This window comes from Pedobacter endophyticus (assembly GCF_015679185.1).
Classification (GTDB): Bacteria; Bacteroidota; Bacteroidia; order Sphingobacteriales; family Sphingobacteriaceae; genus Pedobacter; species Pedobacter endophyticus.
Window position 1 is genome coordinate 1295721 of sequence record NZ_CP064939.1, and the last position, 21003, is coordinate 1316723.

The 21003-nt window shown below is 40.7% G+C and carries 17 protein-coding genes; 8 read left to right on the plus strand and 9 right to left on the minus strand.

All coding sequences use genetic code 11. From position 1 onward, the window contains the following. The first annotated feature begins 9 nt into the window (after positions 1 to 9). The gene (locus tag IZT61_RS05180; protein WP_230383863.1) at positions 10 to 2583 is read left to right on the plus strand and encodes a TonB-dependent receptor domain-containing protein; all 2574 of its coding nucleotides are present in this window, start codon (positions 10 to 12) and stop codon (positions 2581 to 2583) included. A 175-nt stretch (positions 2584 to 2758) separates the two neighbouring features. Here IZT61_RS05180 and IZT61_RS05185 read toward each other — a convergent pair whose 3' ends face one another. After that, on the minus strand, positions 2759 to 3070 hold the full coding sequence (locus tag IZT61_RS05185) for a hypothetical protein (RefSeq protein ID WP_196100122.1): 312 nt from the start codon (positions 3068 to 3070) through the stop codon (positions 2759 to 2761). A 350-nt stretch (positions 3071 to 3420) separates the two neighbouring features. On the opposite strand from IZT61_RS05185, the gene IZT61_RS05190 reads away from it, so the two are divergent. Beyond that, complete coding sequence (locus IZT61_RS05190) at positions 3421 to 4533, plus strand: DUF262 domain-containing protein (RefSeq protein ID WP_196100123.1); 1113 nt, start codon at positions 3421 to 3423, stop codon at positions 4531 to 4533. Between the two features lie 3 nt (positions 4534 to 4536). Next, positions 4537 to 5037 (plus strand): endoribonuclease, encoded by a 501-nt coding sequence (locus IZT61_RS05195; RefSeq protein WP_196100124.1) that lies wholly within the window; start codon positions 4537 to 4539, stop codon positions 5035 to 5037. A 662-nt stretch (positions 5038 to 5699) separates the two neighbouring features. On the opposite strand, the gene IZT61_RS05200 is transcribed toward IZT61_RS05195, so the two are convergent. After that, positions 5700 to 8216: a S9 family peptidase gene (locus tag IZT61_RS05200; protein ID WP_196100125.1), complete on the minus strand. Its 2517-nt coding sequence runs from the start codon at positions 8214 to 8216 to the stop codon at positions 5700 to 5702. Between the two features lie 176 nt (positions 8217 to 8392). Here IZT61_RS05200 and IZT61_RS05205 point away from each other — a divergent pair, with 176 nt between their 5' ends. Both IZT61_RS05205 and IZT61_RS05210 read left to right on the plus strand, forming a co-directional pair. Further along, a complete protein-coding gene (locus IZT61_RS05205) occupies positions 8393 to 9271 on the plus strand; it encodes a polysaccharide deacetylase family protein (protein ID WP_196100126.1) in 879 nt (292 codons plus the stop codon). Between the two features lie 345 nt (positions 9272 to 9616). After that, a complete protein-coding gene (locus IZT61_RS05210) occupies positions 9617 to 10780 on the plus strand; it encodes an RsiV family protein (RefSeq protein ID WP_196100127.1) in 1164 nt (387 codons plus the stop codon). 178 nt (positions 10781 to 10958) lie between these two features. Here the strand turns inward: IZT61_RS05210 and IZT61_RS05215 are convergent, their stop codons facing one another. From IZT61_RS05215 to IZT61_RS05225, 3 genes are all read right to left on the minus strand, one after another. After that, positions 10959 to 11420, minus strand: a complete 462-nt coding sequence (locus IZT61_RS05215; RefSeq protein ID WP_196100128.1) for a 3-oxoacyl-ACP synthase — start codon at positions 11418 to 11420, stop codon at positions 10959 to 10961. 106 nt (positions 11421 to 11526) lie between these two features. After that, positions 11527 to 12102: a nitroreductase family protein gene (locus IZT61_RS05220; RefSeq protein WP_196100129.1), complete on the minus strand. Its 576-nt coding sequence runs from the start codon at positions 12100 to 12102 to the stop codon at positions 11527 to 11529. A 235-nt stretch (positions 12103 to 12337) separates the two neighbouring features. Then, complete coding sequence (locus IZT61_RS05225) at positions 12338 to 12895, minus strand: hypothetical protein (protein WP_196100130.1); 558 nt, start codon at positions 12893 to 12895, stop codon at positions 12338 to 12340. 93 nt (positions 12896 to 12988) lie between these two features. Between IZT61_RS05225 and IZT61_RS05230 the strand changes: the two genes are divergently transcribed. Both IZT61_RS05230 and IZT61_RS05235 read left to right on the plus strand, forming a co-directional pair. Beyond that, positions 12989 to 14779, plus strand: a complete 1791-nt coding sequence (locus tag IZT61_RS05230) for an ABC transporter ATP-binding protein (RefSeq protein WP_196100131.1) — start codon at positions 12989 to 12991, stop codon at positions 14777 to 14779. 78 nt (positions 14780 to 14857) lie between these two features. Continuing rightward, a complete protein-coding gene (locus IZT61_RS05235) occupies positions 14858 to 15181 on the plus strand; it encodes a DUF3276 family protein (protein WP_196100132.1) in 324 nt (107 codons plus the stop codon). 221 nt (positions 15182 to 15402) lie between these two features. Here the strand turns inward: IZT61_RS05235 and IZT61_RS05240 are convergent, their stop codons facing one another. After that, positions 15403 to 15867, minus strand: a complete 465-nt coding sequence (locus IZT61_RS05240) for a DUF5362 family protein (RefSeq protein WP_196100133.1) — start codon at positions 15865 to 15867, stop codon at positions 15403 to 15405. Positions 15868 to 16216: 349 nt separating this feature from the next. On the opposite strand from IZT61_RS05240, the gene ychF reads away from it, so the two are divergent. After that, positions 16217 to 17317, plus strand: coding sequence for a redox-regulated ATPase YchF (ychF, locus tag IZT61_RS05245; protein WP_196100134.1), 1101 nt, complete (start codon positions 16217 to 16219; stop codon positions 17315 to 17317). A 119-nt stretch (positions 17318 to 17436) separates the two neighbouring features. Here ychF and IZT61_RS22185 read toward each other — a convergent pair whose 3' ends face one another. From IZT61_RS22185 to mgtE, 3 genes are all read right to left on the minus strand, one after another. Next, positions 17437 to 18447 (minus strand): hypothetical protein, encoded by a 1011-nt coding sequence (locus IZT61_RS22185; RefSeq protein WP_230383971.1) that lies wholly within the window; start codon positions 18445 to 18447, stop codon positions 17437 to 17439. 525 nt (positions 18448 to 18972) lie between these two features. Further along, positions 18973 to 19587 carry an HAD hydrolase-like protein gene (locus IZT61_RS05255; RefSeq protein ID WP_196100135.1) on the minus strand — a complete coding sequence of 205 codons (615 nt, stop codon included), beginning with the start codon at positions 19585 to 19587 and terminating at the stop codon, positions 18973 to 18975. Positions 19588 to 19596: 9 nt separating this feature from the next. Then, complete coding sequence (gene mgtE, locus IZT61_RS05260) at positions 19597 to 20973, minus strand: magnesium transporter (RefSeq protein WP_196100136.1); 1377 nt, start codon at positions 20971 to 20973, stop codon at positions 19597 to 19599. Positions 20974 to 21003: the final 30 nt, after the last annotated feature.

Sequence of the window (21003 nt, forward strand, 5' to 3'; positions counted from 1 at the left end):
GATATTACGATGAAAACAATAAGATTATTGGCTGCAATGCTATTGGTGCTGGCTGGCCTCTCAAATGCAAATGCACAAAAAAAGAACATCATTACCGAAACCTTTAGGGTTAATGGCGAGTGTATACAGTGCCAAAACAGAATCGAAAGTGCACTCAGAAGCTTTGGAACGGATAAAGCCAGCTGGAGCATCGAAACCAAAATGCTTACAGTTAGTTACGATAGCACAAAGTTATCGAAAGCTAAAATCGAAAAAAGATTGGCTGATGTTGGGCATGACACAGAAGATTTCAAGGCAGATGCTAAGACTTATGAAAGCCTGCCATCTTGTTGCCACTATTATAGGAACAATATGCCCGTGAGCACCGGGTTAACGCCAAACAGTTCACGAGAGCAAGGTGCCGACATGCAGACCATTCGCGGTGTGATTTTGGAAGAAAGCAAGCAGGCCGGACCGGTACCGCTTGTTGGCGCTACAATTTATTGCATTGGCACAAACCACATCAGTACCACAGATAGCGAGGGTGCTTTTTCTTTGCAATGTGCCCTACCAACCCAGGTTGCGGTTAGTTATGTTGGTTATAAACCCGACACGCTGAACGTTAACTCAACGGATGATCTGAAGATCATTTTAAAGCCTTCATCGGCCGCAAACCTGAATGAAGTTACCGTTACCGGAAAAAACCCTACAACCTATATTTCATCGTTGAGTACGCTTAACACGCTTAATATTGGCAGCATGGAATTAACCAAGGCGGCTTGCTGTAACCTGAGCGAGAGTTTTGAAACCAGTCCTTCGGTTGATGTAACCTATAGCGATGCCGTTACGGGCATTAAACAGATTCAATTATTGGGCTTATCGGGCAATTACACGCAAATTACCACCGAAAACACACCTGAAATCCGTGGGCTGGCAGGCAGCTATGGCCTAACTTTTATCCCCGGGCCGTGGATAGAGGGCATACAGGTTACAAAGGGTACTGGCTCGGTGGTAAATGGCTTTGAGAGTATTGCAGGTCAGATTAATGTGGAAGAACTGAAGCCTGACAAAATGGATCGGCTTTTTGTAAATGCTTATGCGAACGAAGCCGGGCGACTGGAAACGACCACTAACCTATCGCAGGTTATTAACGATAATTGGAGCACGGCCCTGCTTTTGCATGCAAATGGCGTGGGCACAAGGAACGACAATAATGACGATGGTTTTTTAGATATCCCCAAGGGGAGGCAACTTAACGTGATAAATCGTTGGCAGTATGCCAACACCAAGGGCGTTTTTGCTCAGTTTGCCATTAAGGCATTAAGCGATCGCAGGCAGGCGGGGCAAACAGATTTTGATGCCGCTACGGATAAGCTGACTACAAACCAGTATGGTGTAGGCATCGATGTATCGCAATATGGGCTTTCGGGTAAACTGGGCTACATATTTCCGCAACAGAAATACAAGAGCATTGGCTTTATCTTTTCTGCCCATCGCTATAACAATAGCTCGTACTATGGTTTAACAAGCTACAATGCCAAGCAAAATTCGGTTTATGCCAATCTTATTTATCAATCTATTATTGGCACTACCAATCATAAGTTTCGTACGGGCTTAAGCTTTATTGATGATCGTTATAACGAAACCTATAATATCGAAAATTTTAAACGTAAGGAGATTGTACCGGGTGCCTTTTTCGAATACACGTATGCGGCTAGCGACAAGTTTACGGCCATTGGGGGCTTACGGTTCGATTATCATAACGCGTATGGTTTGATGACTACGCCCCGACTGCATTTAAAATATGATTTTACACCGCAAACAAATCTTCGCTTCTCTGTGGGTTCGGGCTTTAGAACTGCTAATATTTTTGCCGAAAACTCGGGCCTTTTTGCTAGTGCCCGGCAATACAGCATCTTAAATCCTACTTCTAATTATGGTTACGGCCTCTCGCCCGAAAAGGCGTGGAATTACGGCTTTAACTTTGTGCGTAAGTTTAAGCTGAATAACCGTTCTGGCGCTTTTAGCTTTGATGCTTACCGTACCAGTTTCACTAACCAAGTGGTGGTTGATGTTGATGCCAGTCCGCAGGAGATCAATTTTTATAACCTAAAAGGAAAATCGTTCAGCAATAGTCTACAGGCCGAATTTAACTATGAACTGATTAAAAAGCTGGATGTTCGCCTGGCGTATCGTTGGTTGGATGTGCGAACAAATTACCACGGTACGGTACTGGAGAAACCGTTGATTGCCAAGCATAGGGCATTTGTAAATTTGGCTTACGAAGCCTCGAAACAATGGAAGTTTGACCTGACTACGCAATGGCTGAGTAAAAAACGTTTGCCTTATACGGGCAGCAACCCGAGCGATAAGCAATTGGGGCTTTACTCGCCTGCCTTTGTGCAAATGAGCGCTCAGGTAACCAAGCAGTTCGGAGATAAATGGGATGTGTATGTGGGTGCTGAAAACCTGACGAATTTTAAGCAGCAAAACCCAATTGTTTCGGCCGACCAGCCGTTTAGTCCTTATTTTGATGGTTCGATGGTTTGGGGACCTATTTACGGCCGGATGGTATATGTTGGCATGCGGTTTAGGATTAAATAGGTGATTATAGTAAACAAGGCGTTGACGCACCTGATTTTTCGCAATGGGCTCGGTTTTTGAAAATTAAAACCCGTTTTTCATGGCAAGTTCAATCCCGTCTTACGCTCATACCTGCCCGAATGCTATTAAGTTAAGTCTCTGGGAGTTGTCAGTCTGAGCCTGTCGAAGACCTTTTTTATAGGATAAAACAAAAAATATCTGTCCTTCGACTACGCTCAGGATGACAATATTTTTTATTTATCCTTAACTCAATAGCATTGCTGCCCGTTCGTTCACGCGTGCGCCCGCAGGCTTTAAGCGCTGGGCCGGTATCCGCTGCAACTGGGTTTAAACAGTTAAACTTGTGGGGAGAGTATTCGTGATGTTGCCGCAGCAGATTCGTCGGGTAAAAACCAGTCTTTTCACCGCTAAATTGACCTTTAAATCCATCTTCGGGAGAGCGGGAAACGAAGCGTATGGTTTGGGTTAACTCAGTTTTAAAAGTCATTTTGGGTTAGGAGTCATCCGATGAATAACTAGCAAGATGCAAATATTCATCGGATGACTGTTATTTTAGCTTTAACTCAGCACATGGCTTGTTTAAGAACGGTTTGACGGTGTGAAATCAGTAAAGCAATATTGGAAAAGTTAGTTGACTTATCAACTAAAGCTTCAAGTGAAGATTAAATTATTGGGTGGGTTACGGTTTCCCGTAAGCGATTGTAATTCTGTTTTTATACATTAGCGTATTAATTCTGGTAATTGCTCTAGTTTTGAATTTTCCATAGAACAAGTGGTGGTGACTGTCAAAGTTGAAGTAATGACTAGTATAGTGACAAATGTATTACACCGAAAATTATGATTGAAGAGACAGAAAACATCGAAACCGTAGAGGACCTACTGCATTTCGAGGGTCTTCAAGAAGAAACTGATGATTATAACGAACTTCCTCCGGAAGACATTGTAGCTTATAACGAATTACGTTCTTGTGCTGACTTATTACGCATGTACCAAAGTGGTCAGCTTGAGATAAAACCTGACTTCCAAAGAGACATTGTTTGGTCGAATACTATGCAAACCAGATTGGTAGACTCCGTCGTTAAGCAACTTCCAATTCCCAGCCTTTGTATAAGCCTTGATTACAAAACACAAGAAAGATTTGTAATTGATGGATTACAACGAATTTCAAGCATTGTAAAGTTTTTAGATGCAGAAGTAACAAATGAATGGAAGCTTTCCAAATTGGAAGATATCGACGACCGCATTTCCGGAAAAACCAATGTCTTTATTAAAATAAGATATAACGACCTCTATACCAAAGTCCAAAATACTGTTTTACCAATAACGGTTTTGAGGTGTGATTATTCAAAAAAGAGCCATATGAACTATTTGTTTACTATTTTTCATAGACTAAATACCGGAGGTAGTAAACTTTCTAATCAAGAAATAAGAAATTGCATTTATAATGGATCATTCAATACATTTCTAAAAAAGGCGGTAACTTCAGATATTTACACTTCTGTTTTCGATGTACATCCTCAGCAAATTGATCGCTTCTCAAACGAAGAACTAGTTCTGAGATTTATCGCTTTTACATATAATGTTACGTCTTACAAGGGCCAGCTAGCTAAATTCTTAAATGAATTTATGGATCACAATAAAAGAGCTACATTAGAAAAAATTGATGAGTATATGGATCTTTTTACTCGGACAATGTCAATCTTATACGTAAGAATATTGCAAAATAATCCGATCCAAAGATTAAGTAAAGCCACAACAGAAGCTCTTTTCGTTGGCATTGCTAGAAATATAAATGCACTTGAACAGATTCAAGAGGATGACGAGCTAATGGCAAAATATCATGACCTTCTGGAAGACCAGCTATTCTCTTTAGACAGTCTTAAAGAAGGACTTGCTCAAAAAGATAAGGTTATCACCCGCATCAATAGAGCAATAGAAATTTTTAGTTAAGTTATGATTGCTAAATCCTACATCAGCGCATCTCTTCATGAACTTGAAAAGCTCTATCTACATTCTAAGAGCCAAAAGAAAACGATTTATTTTTCCAAAATGGCTTTAATAGAACTGTGCGGATGGATTGAGGAAACATTTGACGATATTGTAGTTCGTCATGCGAATAGAAATTTATTAAGCTCGCATAATAGGGACTATTGCAAGAAGTCAATAGTAAAAAAAAACAATGGATTCCATTATGAAAACAATGTACGTCCAATGTTTATCAGTCTCATCGGCCTGATTGAAGTCGAAAAGTTGGAAAATGAACTGGAGAAGACAGCAAGAATAACTTTACTTAAATCCTATTTAGAAAATCTGAAAGGAATTAGAAATGACGCAGCACATACCCATCTAAAAGGAATCACGAAGACATATAATGCTCCCTCAAAAATAATGGGGGATTATATAAATATCCTTTCAATTCTAGAAGAAATTGACAAATGGCTAAGAAATGCTTAAAAGCAACCTCATACCGAAGTTACGGTAAAGAGTAAAATTTACTCAAGATCAATCTTGTTAAAAAGCGTAACAAATCATTTGTATAGTTATTCGAATAATGTGCTAAAGCTTATGAAAAATCAGCATCAAAAAAAGATGCAGCATTTCAGAATCAGTTTCCTCCGTTTGCGGCGATAAATTAAATTATTCACCGCAAATTTGCGGTGAATAACCGCATTATTCTAATTTGCTAATAAACAAAGTTTGTCATAGCCGATGAAAATCGCCCTTAAATCAACGGTGCTTCCTATTCACTGCCATAACTAAACTAAACCTGATTGGCGTGGAAAGCTTTTTTGTTGTCGGGCCGAGCAGAGCTTGTGAGCAACAAAAAACTTGCAACAGAAAGCAGGGCTGAAATAACCGAAGCATTACAGAACATTGCTTTTCTAGAAAGAAATTGACTTATTTACTAACGCTAATTGGTGTGCAAAAGGAAAGGTTAGTAAATTGCTACAAAGAGATTGCCACAGCTGATGAAAAATCGGCCTCGCATCCGATAGCTATCGGATGACGGGTAAGATGGATGAAAATCGGCTTCCCATCGGATGACGTATTTGGTGAATAAAAGTTACTAACGCTAATCGCCGGTTTGCAAAGTAGCGTTAGTAACTTTGAAAACACTATTTCTGCGGTTTCCCGTTTTGTTCAATGTCTCTATCCATTTCTACAAGGTCGACCTCGCTTGGATCGGAGAAATCGCCAATCAGGTATTTATTAAAATGGTCGGCCAGTTTCCAGAACGCGTATTCTGTCATGTCGCCGAAGCCGTGGCGCTGACCGGGAATGATCAGAAAATCGAAACGTTTGCCAGCTTTCATGAGTGCATTTGCCACACGGATAGAATTTGCCGGATGAACGTTGTTATCAACATCGCCGTGCATCAGCAATAAGTGTCCTTTAAGGTTTTTTGCCAAATCGGGATTTTTATCGATGCTGTACTTGAACGAGGTATCGCCTTTTAACGAAATAACTTCTTTCACGCCATGGTGTTTTTCGCTCCACCAACGGTTGTAAATGCTGTTATCGTGGTTACCGGCATTAGAAACCGCAGCTTTGAAGAAATCGGGATATACGAGCATAGCGGCTGTCGACATAAAACCACCACCGGAGTGACCAGTTATACCCACCTTATCTTCGTCGATGTAGGGGTATTTTGAGGCCAACTGCTCAATAGCGGTTTTTTTATCGGCCAAACCGTAGTCGCGAAGGTTGCCATAACCAAAAGTGTGGTACCATTTAGATCGCGATGGATTTCCGCCACGGTTACCCACCGTAACTACAATGTAGCCAAACTGGGCCAGTCGATCGGTTCTATCCATACTTTTGCTAAACGCCTTGTTTACGGCCTCGGTTTGTGGACCAGGATAAACATACTCGATAATGGGGTATTTTTTGTTCGGATCGAAATCAAACGGTTTGTACATTACACCATATAAATCGGTAATTCCATCATCGGCCTTTACCTTAAATGGCTCAGGAAATTTGTAGCCAGCAGACATTAACAGCGATAGATCGGTGGTTTCAAGTTCCATCACCTTTCTTCCGTTTCTATCATATAACGACGATTTTGGCGCCGTATTTACCCTCGAGTAGTTATCTACAAAAAACGAATTGTTGTCGTTCATGCTCGATGAATGATCGAAATCGCCGGCATTGAGCAATTTCATGTTCGACCCGTCGAAATTAACGCTATACAAATGCACGTAATAAGGATCTTCTTTTACCTCGCGGCCATTTGCAGTGAAATACAATACGCGGTTTTTTTCATCGATGTTTACAATACTTTCGCAATGAAATGAACCATTGGTAATCTGGTTTTTCAGTTTGCCGTTTCCATCGAACAGATAAAAATGTGCCCAACCATTGCGCTCGCTCCAGTGAATCAGTTCCTTTCCATCGTTTACCAACCCCGGTCTGTTCACCTCAACATAAGTATTAAAACGCTCGTCGATTAACGGAGTTACCTTTCCTGTAGCTATTTCCACCGTGCCGATATCAATACGTTTCAAATCGCGGCTGGTACGCGAAAAATAGAAGTGACTATCGTTGCCTAACCAAATCGACGGACGGAATTCGTTGTCTCTGTCTTTGGCTAATTCTGGCTTGCTCCAAATAGAAACACTTTGATCTTTAAAGGCGGCAACGTTTAGTTTTTTATACGATTTAGCGGCAAAATCGAAGAGCAGAATTTCATCCTGAGGGGCCTCCGCTTCGCCAGGCATTTGATATTTGTAGGTTTCTAACGTGGGCCTGCCCGCTGTTACGCTGTTTATTACCCATAAATCTTTTACTTTACGCGAGTCGGTACGATCTAAAACAAAGTATTTAGAATTTGGCGACCACAGCACATAAGCGCCCCTGCGTTTTTTGTTGTTTTTCTCGTTCTCCACATTATTTTCGCCATCTCCATCGCTTCCGTACGAGTAAAATTTAACCCCATCTTTAGTCAGTTGGTGTTCTACAATTGTGCTGTCGTCTTCATTCTTAACCGCTTTTTTGTAGTTTTCCTTATCCATCCAATACAAATTATAATTGCGTGAAAAGATAATGGCCGAAGAATCGGGCGCTACCGACCCCCAATTGGGTTTCGGTTTTGGCTTGCTGTAGTTTGGTATTTCGGTAACCTTTGCCGTTGCCAGGTCGTATTTAAACGAAAAGATTTTTTTCTGCATCGAATCCGCAGCTTTTTTGTCTTTTCTATCTTTTTTCAATTCATCAATTGAGCTTTTAACCTCAAAAGTGATGCTTTTTTCATCGGAAGCAAACTTAACATTTTCGAGCGGCAGGTGCTCTGCATCGAATGGGTCGCGAACAACCAAAGTGATAGCTGAGGCAAGCTTTGCATTATCGAACATCGTTTTCTTCGACTTTGTTGTGGGATCTACAAGATACCAAAATTTGCCGCCGGGACTTTCAAAGGTGTACCAGAAACGATTGCTCAGTTTAAGCCAATGCGGATCTACAGAGGTGGAATACACCATCTTTTTTAGCTTATTGGGCGAAAACCGCGCAGCCAATTGATAGTTCGCTTTAGGCTGTTGCTGAATATTCTCGGTTATTGTAAAGGTTTTGGTTTGTGCCATCAGCGTTAGGGATAAAAACTGCGCACAAACTAGAAGTTTAGAAAGTTTGTTCATTAAGGTTTGTTTGAGGCGCTAAATTATTCAATAATAGCCTATTTTATCATTAACCATTGTAATAAAACAGTTATTTAAGTGTGCAAAAAAAGACAAATAAAGTATTTATCAACATTGCGCTCTTGAAAGGCGAATAATTTAGCGGAATTTTTAGTTTTGTAGCCTTATAAATCACCATGAAATACAAATTGTTCCCTATTATAACGGCTGCAGCGATTGTGCTGGCCGGTTGCCAATCAAAATCTCAAACAGAAAGTAAAACGCCTACAGATTCGACCGAGAAAACAGCCAGCGTTGCTGAAGATGCACCTGCAACAGTAGATGTTTCGAAAATTAAAGTGGCAGATGCCAAAACCATTTTAGCCAGAAAACAGGTGCCGATTTTATGTTATCACCAGGTTAGGAACTGGAAACCTACTGATGGAAAAGTTGGCAAAGACTATATTGTGGAAATACAGAACTTTAAAGACCAAATGAAAATGCTGGCTGATAGCGGTTACCACACCATTTTGCCCGATCAGTTGTATGCCTATTTAAACACCGGAGCGGCCTTACCAAGCAAGCCGATTATGCTTACTTTTGATGATACCGACATGGATCAGTTTACTGTTGTTCGCCCAACGTTAGATAAACTCGGCTTTAAGGCGGTTTATTTTATCATGACGGTTTCAATTGGCCGAAAAGGGAAATTTGTAGATTACATGACCAAAGAGCAAATTAAGCAATTGGCCGACGAAGGAAATGTAATTGGCTCGCATACTTACGATCATAAAAACTTTAAAAAATACGCTGGCAAAGATTGGGAAGAACAACTGGATAAACCAACCAAGAAACTGGAAGAGATTACAGGCAAAAAAATGACCGAATTTGCCTATCCCTTTGGCTTATGGAATGCAGAAGGGATTCCGGAATTAAAGAAACGTGGTTTCAGAATGGCTTTTCAATTATCGACAAAGCGTGATGAAAAGGATCCGCTGTTTACCATCCGCCGAATTATAGCAAGCGGTTACTGGTCGCCAAAAACACTAAGTAACAGCATTAAAAACAGTTTCTAAGAATTTAAGAGGGGTTGTCTCAAAAAGCAAAACAACACCCAAAGCTCAGAATTTTATTTGGCGCCTTAAACCTCTCCCTTTAATGGCGGTGTTTTCTGCGCTGTCTGTACACCCCTCTCCTCGAGGAGAGGGAAAGCAGAGGCATTGCTTTTAACCCAAACGTTGATAGGGAGAGGTTATGGAACGCAACGCGAATCCGATAGCTATCGGATTTAATTTGGAAGGGAAATCTAAAAGTCGACTGTTGAAACAGCCTCTTTCTTTTCTCTGTCAATTTGAAATTTAAACGTCGTAAAAACAAAAGCCGAAGTTAAACGTAGATTAACATAGTTATCAACCCAGATTATGAGAAACTTTCTATATACCGGCTTTCTTGGCCTACTGTTATTATCTGCTTGTAATAATTCAAATAAAAACAAAAACGGCGAAACCGCCGATAGCGCCAACGTTCACACAGAACTTAGCGATTCATTTTATAAAAGATTAGAGGGAACTATTGCCGGTAAACCTGTGGTTATGCATTTGCAACGGGTAGATGGAGATTATAGCGGTGTATATTATTACAGCGGTGCCTGGCTGCGCCTTTCTACCGATACAATAGTTAGCAAAGATAGTGTGGTTTTGTTAGAAAACGGCTTCTACGATTCTTATGTTGATAAGGATGCGAAGCAATCGAGAATTGGCCTTAAGTGGACTGGGAACGGCTTCACCGGCAACTGGAAAAACGATAAGGATAACAAAAGCTTTCCGGTTGTTTTAAAAGAAAACTATCCGGACGGAAGTTATCAGTTTGCGGCAGGGCGCTACCAGGATTCGGTTAAAGCAGAGGAGAAAAACCAAAAATCGCCTGTTGCGGAGATTAGTGTTACCTATCTTCAACCGAAGGAAAACAATGCCAATGCCAGCTGGTTAGATAGTGAATTGAAGCGCATTGCAGGGTTGGACAGTGTGAATGGAGATAGAAAAGCAGGTTTCGCAAACATCAGCAGCGCGTACTTTGCAGATTATAAAAGCCAAATTGCCGACCAGCAAAAAGATGGGCCTGACAGGGGTTTTATGCAGTGGATGAATTATACCAACAACAGTGCGCAATCGCTGGCGTATAATGATAATGGTTATGTGGTAATCGATTATTTTGTCGACGCCTATACGGGTGGGGCTCACGGCAATTACGCCAGCACGATGTATTGCCTCGATGTAAAAAACAAAAGGCGAATGGCTTTGAGGGACGTTGTGGAAATAGATTCTAATACTCTACAACGTATTTTAGAAAAAAATCTTCGGAAAAATTATCATATCAAATCAGGCGATCCGATTAGCACTGTACTGTTTGATGATTTCATTAAGCCGAACGATAATTTTTATTTTAACAGCTTCGGACTTGCGTTTATGTATAATCCGTATGAGGTGGCGAGTTATGCGCAAGGACAAATCGTTGTTTTTATTCCTTATGCTGATTTAAAAGGCTACTTAAAGCGAGATTTTACGAAAAGAATGAAGATTGGGTAGTGCTCAATAAAGCTTTAGTTTAATAAGAATGGCCGCAGGCATAAACGGCATTTACAATAAATCGACCACACAGATACATAGGCCACATGGTATGGAATAATACTACAAGGGAGACAGACCAATTATCTTCCCTCTGGTAAATTGCATTGACTTTTCTTGGTTCCTCAGAACGTAACCGCTATAATATTTCTTGAATCAGGTACTTTTTGCCGTTAAAGTTTAGCTCATCACCTACTTTTTTGCCGATAAAAAGCCTGCCAATTGGGGCCGCCTGCGATACTGCAAAAACGGTTTGCCCATTGGCCTTTAACTCGCCTGCACTGATGCTGATGTAAAAGTTTCCGCCAGTTGTAAGCACTAAACTACCATTCTTCACTTCCTTTGCCGCGTCTACATTTTCAATTTGCTGCAAAGCTATTTTCTGCTGACCAGCCTCGTACAACAATTTGCCGTTACGATCCATTTCCTGTTGCATCATTTCGCGGGTGGTTTCGTATTTATCGCCAGCGCTACTTTTGGTATCATCGTTTGATGCTTGCCGTGCCTGCTGCATCGAATACTCGATGTTCTCTATCCGGTTTTGAATAAAGGTTAAGCACTGTTGATATAACGTAGCTTTGAGATTAGAGATTGGAGACATTTAATTGGTTAATTGATGTGAATTGGTTAATTGTTTTGATTGCTCAATTGTTAAATTGCTAACTTGCCCTGCCTTTTTTCAAAGACTAAAGACTAAAGACTAAAGACTACCCCTCGATCCAACGCACTTTATCTTCCATTGGTGTACGATTTGGTTTCCACGGTTGTTCATTGTGATAGCCCATGTAAAACAGCCCAATGCATTTTTCGTTTTCGCTCAAATTGAGAAATTCTCCCAAGTCATCAATTAATGGCGGCGAGCTCCAATATGCACCAACTTTTAAGCTTTCGGCAGTTAAGGCCATATTTTGAACAGCACAAGAAACTGCGGCCAGTTCTTCCCACTCCGGAATTTTACCGCTCACCTGCATGCAAATGGCAATGATACAATCTGCCTGTTCGGTTTTCTCAGCAAAGCTGTCGAACTTTTTTTGAAGAAACTGCTGGGGCGAAACTAAGTTCTTATACAGCCTGCCCAACTCTGCCCCTAATCTGGCCAGACCGCCCTTTCTGATTACCACAAAGCGCCAGGGCTGCGTCAGTTTATGTGTCGGCGCATAATTGGCGGTGTCGAGGATTTGACTGATAACCTCAACCGGAATTTCTTTTTTGATATAACTCGCCGGGAAAATACTCCTGCGTTCCTTTATAATTTTAACGATGGTTTCGTATGCTGCGCTCATTTGGTAAAAGTAACTAAAAGCTGTTAAAAGCTGAAAGACTAAAGCAGAAAGCTCAAAGCTCAAAGCGTAAAGCTAAAAGACTAAAGAAAAAGTCCGAGGTCGGGAGTCAGTGCCAAGGGCATCCCTTTGGGAAAGTCCGAAAACAGGGCTATAAGCAACTTTAGGAAACAATAAATTAAAAATCTGCCACTTGAAAACTGTCAACTGAAAACGATCAACTGCAAACTGAAAACTATCAACTGCAAACTGAAAACTGCTTCCTGATCTGTTTCACCTTGGCGAAAAAAGCGATACTTTCTTTATCGATCAAAAATTCCATCGTTTCGATAAGCTCATCCTTAATCCAACTGTGTTTGCGATTAAAATTAGCCAGAATATTTAGGCAATGAGATTTGACCGCAACAGGGATTTTATCATCAATTAACCACCCAAAAACCACTTCTACAATAGATTCGGTATCGTAAGCTTCAATGATGTCCTTAATCATTGGAGACGCATTTTTCTTTGTCATAAAGGCTAAAATTTTGACGTAATGTCTCAATGCCGAAAGGTTGGTTTGCGAGGGCAGTTTCGCTAAAAAGTAATCTACATCTGGCAAAAATCTTTCCTGATGATTAGAATAAATGCGTTCCAAAATCCATGCCGCACGGAAACCAATCTGTTCATCGTCATCGAAGCTCAAATCGATCAAATCCTTAGCTGAAAAAGTTTCGGCAGATGCAATTGCGGCTAGTTGTTCAACCTTGGTTTTGGTAAGTGTCGTTTTTATGGCATCAATAAGGAACTGCATCATCAAAAATAAAAAAATGTCATTACTTTTTAAAGCTTGCACCAATGGCGATGATTTTTCGAAATGAAATAACAAAATTAGCTAAGTTTGTAAGGCATGAAACATCTGAGCAGATTAAATAAATACTTTTTAAAATATAAATGGTGGATAATTCCGGGAAGTATTTTTGTAGTTATATCGAATATTTTTGGTGTGGTGCCCGCTCAGGTAATTGGTTATGCAGTAGATTTAATTACCGAAAATGTACACGTTTACAATCTGTTCAGCGGCTTCAACCGCCAGGAAATTGTTTATGATATTTTTAGTAGTAACCTGTTGTATTTCGGCCTTTTGGTTGTTCTATTATACATTTTAAGGGGCCTGTTCCTTTTCTTTATGCGTCAAACTATCATCCTCATGTCCAGGCACATTGAGTTTGATATGAAAAACGACATTTATCAGCATTATCAAAAGCTGAGTCTCGGTTTTTACCGCCGAAACAATACCGGCGATTTAATGAACCGGGCCACCGAAGATGTAAACCGGGTTCGAATGTATGTTGGGCCGGCAATTATGTACACGATCAATACCTTTGTTCTTTCCGTGCTCATTATCTGGTCGATGTTTGATGTTAATTCCAAACTCGCCATTTATTGTCTTTTGCCACTCCCCTTTTTGGTGATTATTATCTACTATGTTAACACCCTTATTTTTAAAAAGAGCGGAAAAATTCAGGAGCGCCTCTCCGATTTATCGAGCTTTGTGCAGGAGCGTTTTTCGGGAATAAGAATTATCAAATCGTACGTGCGGGAGGATTATACACGGAATATGTTCGAAATTCAGAGTAACGAGTATAAAAAAGACTCCATGAGCCTGGTAAAAGTGTCTGCCCTGTTTTACCCAACTATGCTTTTGTTAATCGGGTTAAGCACCATTTTAACCATTTACATTGGGGGCATGCAGGTTATCAACGGTAACATCACCGCCGGAAACATCGCCGAATTTATCATTTACATTACCCAACTCACCTTTCCCGTTACCATGTTGGGATGGGTAACCTCATTAGTTCAGCGTGCGGCCGCCTCTCAAAAAAGAATCAACGAGTTTTTGGATATTCCACCAGATATTCAATCGAAGAGCAACGACGAAACGGAAATTAATGGACATATCCGGTTCGAAAACGTATCGTTTACCTACCCCGATACCGGGATTCAGGCCCTAAAAAATGTGAGTTTCGAAATTAAAAGCGGTGAGTTTGTTGCAATTATAGGGAAAACCGGATCAGGAAAATCGACGATGGCCAACCTGATGATGCGAATGTACGATGTTGAGCAAGGCCAAATTACCGTCGACGGACAGCCGATAAAAGCCTTGAACCTGAAAAACTATCGCGGCCAAATCGGATTTGTACCGCAGGAAGTCTTTCTCTTTTCAGACACGATTAAAAACAATATCGCCTTCGGACTTGATCAGGTTACTGACGATGAGGTTTTTGATGCAGCAAAAAATGCATCGGTTTATCATAACATCATCGATTTTGATGAGAAATTTGAAACTATGCTCGGCGAACGCGGCATAACATTATCTGGCGGACAAAAACAACGCGTTTCTATAGCCAGAGCATTAATAAAATCGCCCAAAATATTAATATTCGACGATTGTTTATCGGCGGTTGACACCAAAACAGAGGAAGATATTTTACAAAATCTGGGTAAGATTATGCAGGGAAGAATAACAATTTTGATTGCCCACCGCATATCCACAATAAAAAATGCAGACAAAATCCTGGTGTTGGATGACGGTAAAATCATCGAACAAGGCACACATAACGAATTACTTAGCTTAAATGGGGCCTATACAGACCTTTATAACAACCAACTTTTGGAGGAAGAAACAAAAGGTATTTAAATTGTGTCAAAATTGTATTTTGAACTTTAAATATTTGCTTTATATTTACCGAAACCAAAAACCACATTATTACCAACCATGGGAGAATTCGACAACAAGGAAAGAGAAGAAGTTTTTTCTAAGAAAGTAAGAGCAGGTAAAAGAACTTATTTCTTCGACGTGAAGGCTACTCGCTCAGGTGATTATTATTTAACAGTTACCGAGAGCAAGAAAAGATTAGAAGACGGTGTATTTGTAAAACACAAGATATTTTTATACAAAGAAGATTTTGAGAAATTTACAGAAGGCCTCAACGAAACTGTCGACTATATTAAAACTCATCAAGATGTTGTTGAAAAGCGTTACGAATTCTCTGAAAATGGTGAACCATCAGCCAGAACAACTGATGATTTTTCTTTTTAATTAAATTTCAAGTAAAATATTGCTATACATTAAAGCCTTTGTTTAACCAACGGAGGCTTTTTCTTTTTTCGGAATTTAGCCGGTAAATGAATGGATACGGACTAAAACAATCCAAAGAACTGATTATCTTTCCTTTCTGAATTAATATTGTCGTAGTCATCCGATGAGTACCGTGCAACATGCTGATATTCATCGGATGACTTATAATTTCTGATGAATACTTAAGCTCCGGCCATTCCGCCAGCAACTAAAAAGACCAATAAGAAATAGCTGGCAATGACAATAATGGTAACGATTCCCCAAAATTTGAACAGCGATTTTAAACTGGCTATTGATGTATTAAGGCTTTCCTGATCGCCAAAAAGCACGCCTTGCTTGCCGTTGTTAGAAATTTTTGAAAGTAATACACTTGGGTAAAAATAAAAGAGGCCAAGCAGTACGTACAGTATGGTAATCATTGTTGATCCGCCCTGCCCTAAGGCGCCCAGTTGCTTTGCTAACCCAGGCGTACTTGACATTAACGACGGAATACTGAACGCAATCAAAATAAGCAATGCAGCAATTATGAAACCTATAATTGATAAAAATTTAGCCCATTTGGTAATATCATAAAGGTAGCTTCGCATTTCTTCAGTCACAATTAGCTTCACTTCAGCGGGTTCCTGCTGTTCAAATTCTTCGGTCATCTTTCTAATTTTCGATAAACTTAGATAAAATATCTATCTACCGCAAATCATCACCTTTAAATAAAGATTTTAAAAGCTTATCTTTGCCCGATTTTTAAGCGGAAAGCGGAAAGCGGAAAGCGGAAAGCGGAAAGCGGAAAGCGGAAAGCGGAAAGCGGAAAGACTAAAGCGGAAAGACTAAAGCAGAAAGCGGAAAGCGGAAAGACTAAAGCAGAAAAGCAAAAGCGGAAAGCAGAAAGGCGAAAGCGATTTGGCAACTGGCAACTGAGAACTGCAAATTGGCAACTGCAAACTTAATACTCTCGACTAAAGACTATTGACTAAAGACTAAGGACTAAAGACTAAATAAATGGCATTACAATGTGGTATTGTTGGCTTACCAAATGTGGGTAAATCGACACTTTTTAACTGTTTATCAAACGCGAAAGCACAAGCGGCAAATTTCCCTTTTTGCACCATTGAGCCTAACGTTGGGGTGATTACAGTTCCTGATGAGCGATTAACGAAACTCGCTGAGTTGGTGAAGCCAAACAAGGTTCAGCCAAACACGATTGAAATTGTGGATATTGCAGGTTTGGTGAAAGGTGCATCGAAAGGTGAAGGATTGGGCAATCAGTTTTTAGGAAACATTCGTGCTACCAATGCCATTATCCATGTTTTGCGCTGTTTCGACGATGGAAACGTGATCCACGTCGATGGCTCTGTAGATCCAATTCGCGATAGAGAAATTATTGATACTGAGCTACAGCTGAAAGATTTGGATACTGTTGACAAACGTATTCAAAAGGTTGAGAAAATGGCTAAAACGGGCAGCGATAAGGAAGCTAAACGCACTTACGAGATTTTAACCGTGGTTAAAGCGCACTTAGAAAGCGGAAAATCTATTCGTACTGCTTCCCTGTCTCAAGAAGATTTCGATTTTATTGAAGATTTAGGTTTGTTAACGCAGAAACCTGTAATGTATGTTTGTAATGTTGATGAAGCTTCGGTTGTTACAGGAAACAAATACGTTGATTTGGTTAAAGCGAATGTTGCTGACGAAAAGGCTGAGGTTTTGGTAATCTCTGCAAAAATTGAATCGGAAATTGCCGAGCTGGAAAGCTACGAAGAGCGTCAGGAGTTTTTAGCCGATTTAGGTTTAGATGAATCGGGCGTAAATAAATTGATTCGTGCAGCATATAAATTATTGAATCTCTATACTTACTTTACTGCGGGTGTACAAGAGGTTAGGGCCTGGACCATAACGAAAGGGTTTACAGCACCGCAAGCGGCTGGCGTAATTCACACCGACTTTGAAAAAGGGTTTATCCGTGCTGAGGTAATTAAATATAACGACTTTGTATCACTTGGCTCTGAAAATGCCTGTAAAGAAGCGGGGAAACTTGGTGTTGAGGGCAAAACTTACGTGGTTGAAGATGGCGATATTATGCACTTTAGGTTTAACGTGTAGAAGGGCGTAAGGTATAAGGTTTAGGGTGTAAGGTTTAAGGTGAATGTAGCCGATCTTAAAGCTCCTTAAAAAAGAAAACCTCGTAAGTTTTAAGACTTACGAGGTTTTTTTATGCTTAATTAATTTTTAAGGTTTAAATATTTAGCTACTGCGTTAGCATCTTTAATGTTGATGTTTTTGGTATTCATTTCGAGGACAATACCTGCTGGGATACAGACTACTTTGACGTCAAATTTAAAGTTCTTAAGCTTATCTCCCTTGGGATCCTCTGTAGATTGGTTCCCAAAAATTATGGTTTTGTCGTTTTGAATCATACCATCTTCATCTTCACCGCCATAAATAGAAATATTATCACGTCTCCTAGTAGTTTGATCATAAGGCAAGTTTTCAACATCGATTTCCGTGGCCCAATAACTGTTAGAATTTCCACTTTGCTTAATACGTATAATGACTATTCCAGTATTATAAGCGCTAAAATAATTTGGATGACTGATTTTGATTGTTTTGAAGCCCTCTAAATAATATTCGGTTGTATTGGGCGTGACATAAGTGTTTACCGTAGAATCAACTAATTTAACACTATCAAAACTTTGATTGTTATACAAAAATGTGGTGATTGAATTATCAGCCTTTAAACTGATGGCATTACCCCAGCTTGTGCTCATCTTTGGGCCATAAAAGGCTAGGTTAGCTGTATCGAAGTAAAAATCGCCCACGGCACCGATAGATAAGGCTGGCGCGGATGTTCCGCTTAGGATTTTTGAACCAGGTGCACCCGTTGCTCCTGTAGCACCTGTTGCACCAGTAGCTCCCGTTGCACCAGTAGCTCCTGTTGCACCCGTGGCCCCCGTTGCTCCGGTTGCCCCAGTACTGCCTTTTAAGCTAATTGGCGTTGGCCAGCTTGTGGCAGTTTTTGGTCCGTACAATTCGGCTGTACTTTTGTCGAGGTAATAATCGCCAGCTACACCCAAGCTTGCTGCCGGAGCTCCTGTACCACTCAACATGGTACTGCCGTCTTTACCTTTGATTCCTTGTTCGCCTGCGGCACCGTCAGCACCGTCTTGTCCTTTTTTGCAAGCGCTGAAACTAAGCGCTGTTAATACAAATAAGAACGTTAAAATTTTTTTCATAAAAGTTTAAAATTTAAATTAAATAACTAAGGACTAAGTTAGACAATTAAATTTATTGCACAACTTTTAGGAATATCTATTTGAGCAATTGGTGGGCTTAGTGCCACAGCAGGCGCTTTTGGGCGCATACTTTTTTGCCACGGAAAAGGGGGAAAGCACGGAACTGCTTCGCCGAGGCGGCAGCAACGGTTTTGTCATGCTGAGTTTCAATTTTTTAATAAAAGAATCAATATGAACGAAGTTTTTAAGCCGGTCGTCATCTAATAGCTAGCAGTACAAGCTACCATCGACAGCACCTGTTTTGTCATGCTGAGGAACGAAGCATCCGCAACCTACATCTCACCCTACTTGCCCACTTACTCCGCCAATTTTAAGGCAGTACATTATTGGCGTTTTGTTTTTCATCGCTTACGGATCCTTCGTTGCACTCAGGATGACAGCATTAAGATTTTCATCGCAACTCCTTTGTTTTTCTAGAACTGACTTTGGGAATGACGGAAACTTAGCGAAGCCCGCTTGCAAAACCTAAACTTCCAATCCAAAAGCCGCCAGCTGCGCTTTTGTATCTTCGTAAGTAGTGTGATGAATCCCTTTTAGGCCGAGGCCCTCTGCAACCTGAACAAACAACATCCTGTCGTCGATGTACAAGCTGGTTGCTACGTCGCTTTGCGAAATGTCTATTGCCACGTTGAATATATCGGCATCGGGCTTGCGGAAATGTACAAAGCTCGAGGAAACAAAAAAATCGACAAACTCATTAAGTTTAAAGGTCGAGATCCGGTATTGGTTAAGCTCCCTCCCCTCATTGCTTATTACGGCAACTTTAAGGTTATATTTCTTTTTCAAATCGCAAATCAAGGCAATCATATCAGGATAGGGCAACGACTTACTGAACATAAACTCCTTAAAATCATCGTAAGTAAATGTACGTTCTTCAAAAAAAACGATCCGTTCCAGATATTGATCCAACGTTAGCTTGCCAACTTCGTAGGTATCAAAAGTTAAATGGTGGCGTTCCTCCAAATCTACAGAGTCGAGGTTAAAAAGAACCGCGGCTTCTCCCCGTGCCTGTCGGTCCCAGCCATTGGTAAGTAAAACGCCCCCGATATCAGTAAAAAGTGTTGTTATTTTTTGTTGCATGAGTATGATTTATAGTAAAACGCCTTTTAAAAACAGGAGGGCAAAGCTGAAATAAATAATCAGTCCGGTAACGTCGACCAGTGTGGCTACAAATGGAGCGGAAGAAGTAGCCGGGTCGGCGCCGAGTTTTTTGAGTAAAATTGGCAACATTGATCCGCTCAGCGAACCCCAAAGCACTACAAAAACCAGCGAAACGCTAATTGTCGCGGCAATTAGCACCCAATGCTCGCCATATACATTTGGAGCGGCCCAGTGCCAAACGAAAATCCGCAAGAAGCCGATTAACCCCAAACAGAACCCCAAAAGGAAGCCGGAGGTAATTTCGCGGTTCATTACACGCCACCAATCTTTAATGGTAACTTCGCCCAATGCCATGGCCTGTATAATTAGCGTTGATGCCTGCGAGCCGCTGTTACCGCCACAAGAAATAATTAAGGGAATAAATAAGGCCAATACGGTTGCTTTGTGAATTTGCCCCTCGAAAAAGCCCATTGCGGTTGCGGTAAGCATTTCGCCGAGCATTAAAATAGCAAGCCATCCGACTCGTTTTTTTACCAGGTTAAATATTGATGTATCTAAATAAGGCTCATCTAAAGCCTCGGTACCACCAATTTTGTGCATATCCTCGGTATATTCTTCGTTAGCGATCCAAAGGATATCATCAACAGTTACAATACCCAAAAGGATGTTACTTTCATCAACAACGGGCAAAGCCACGCGATTGTTCATACGAAAAATACTAATGGCATCTTCTTGCGGATCGTTTGCCTTTAGCGCAATGAAACGTTTATCGGTCAGCTCGCCAATAATTCCATCGGGATCGGCCAATAACACCTCACGAATCCGAATATCATCAAGCAGAACGCCGTCTTTATTGATGACATAAACTACATCGATGGTTTCGGAGTTTTTGCCATAGCGACGAATGTGCGCCAAAACCCGACTTATCGTCCACTCTGGCTTAACAGCAATATAATCAGGCGTCATTAAACGACCAATACTATCCTCTTCGTAACCTAAAAGAGCAAGCGATTCCTTGCGCTCTTCGGCAGGCAAAAGTGCGATCATTTTTGTAACCACATCGCCTTTCAGTTCGCTAAAGAGTGCGGTACGGTCATCGGGCGGCAAATCTTTTATGATTTGGTTCAGTTTATTGCCCGAAAGTTTTTTGATTATTCGCTCTTGCGTGGGGAAATCAAGAATCCTGAAAACGTTTACAGCCCTGTTTAAAGATATGGTTTCGATAAACTTGGCTGCATATTGTGGAAGTTCATCGATCAGCTCTTCTACATCAGAGATATTCAGTTCATCAAGATAACGCTTCAAGCCTTTATCATCCTCCTTATCAAGTAGTTCCTGAATTTCATCTACAACCAGTTCTTCCATAAATAAATTCCTTAACGTTGTTACATGCCT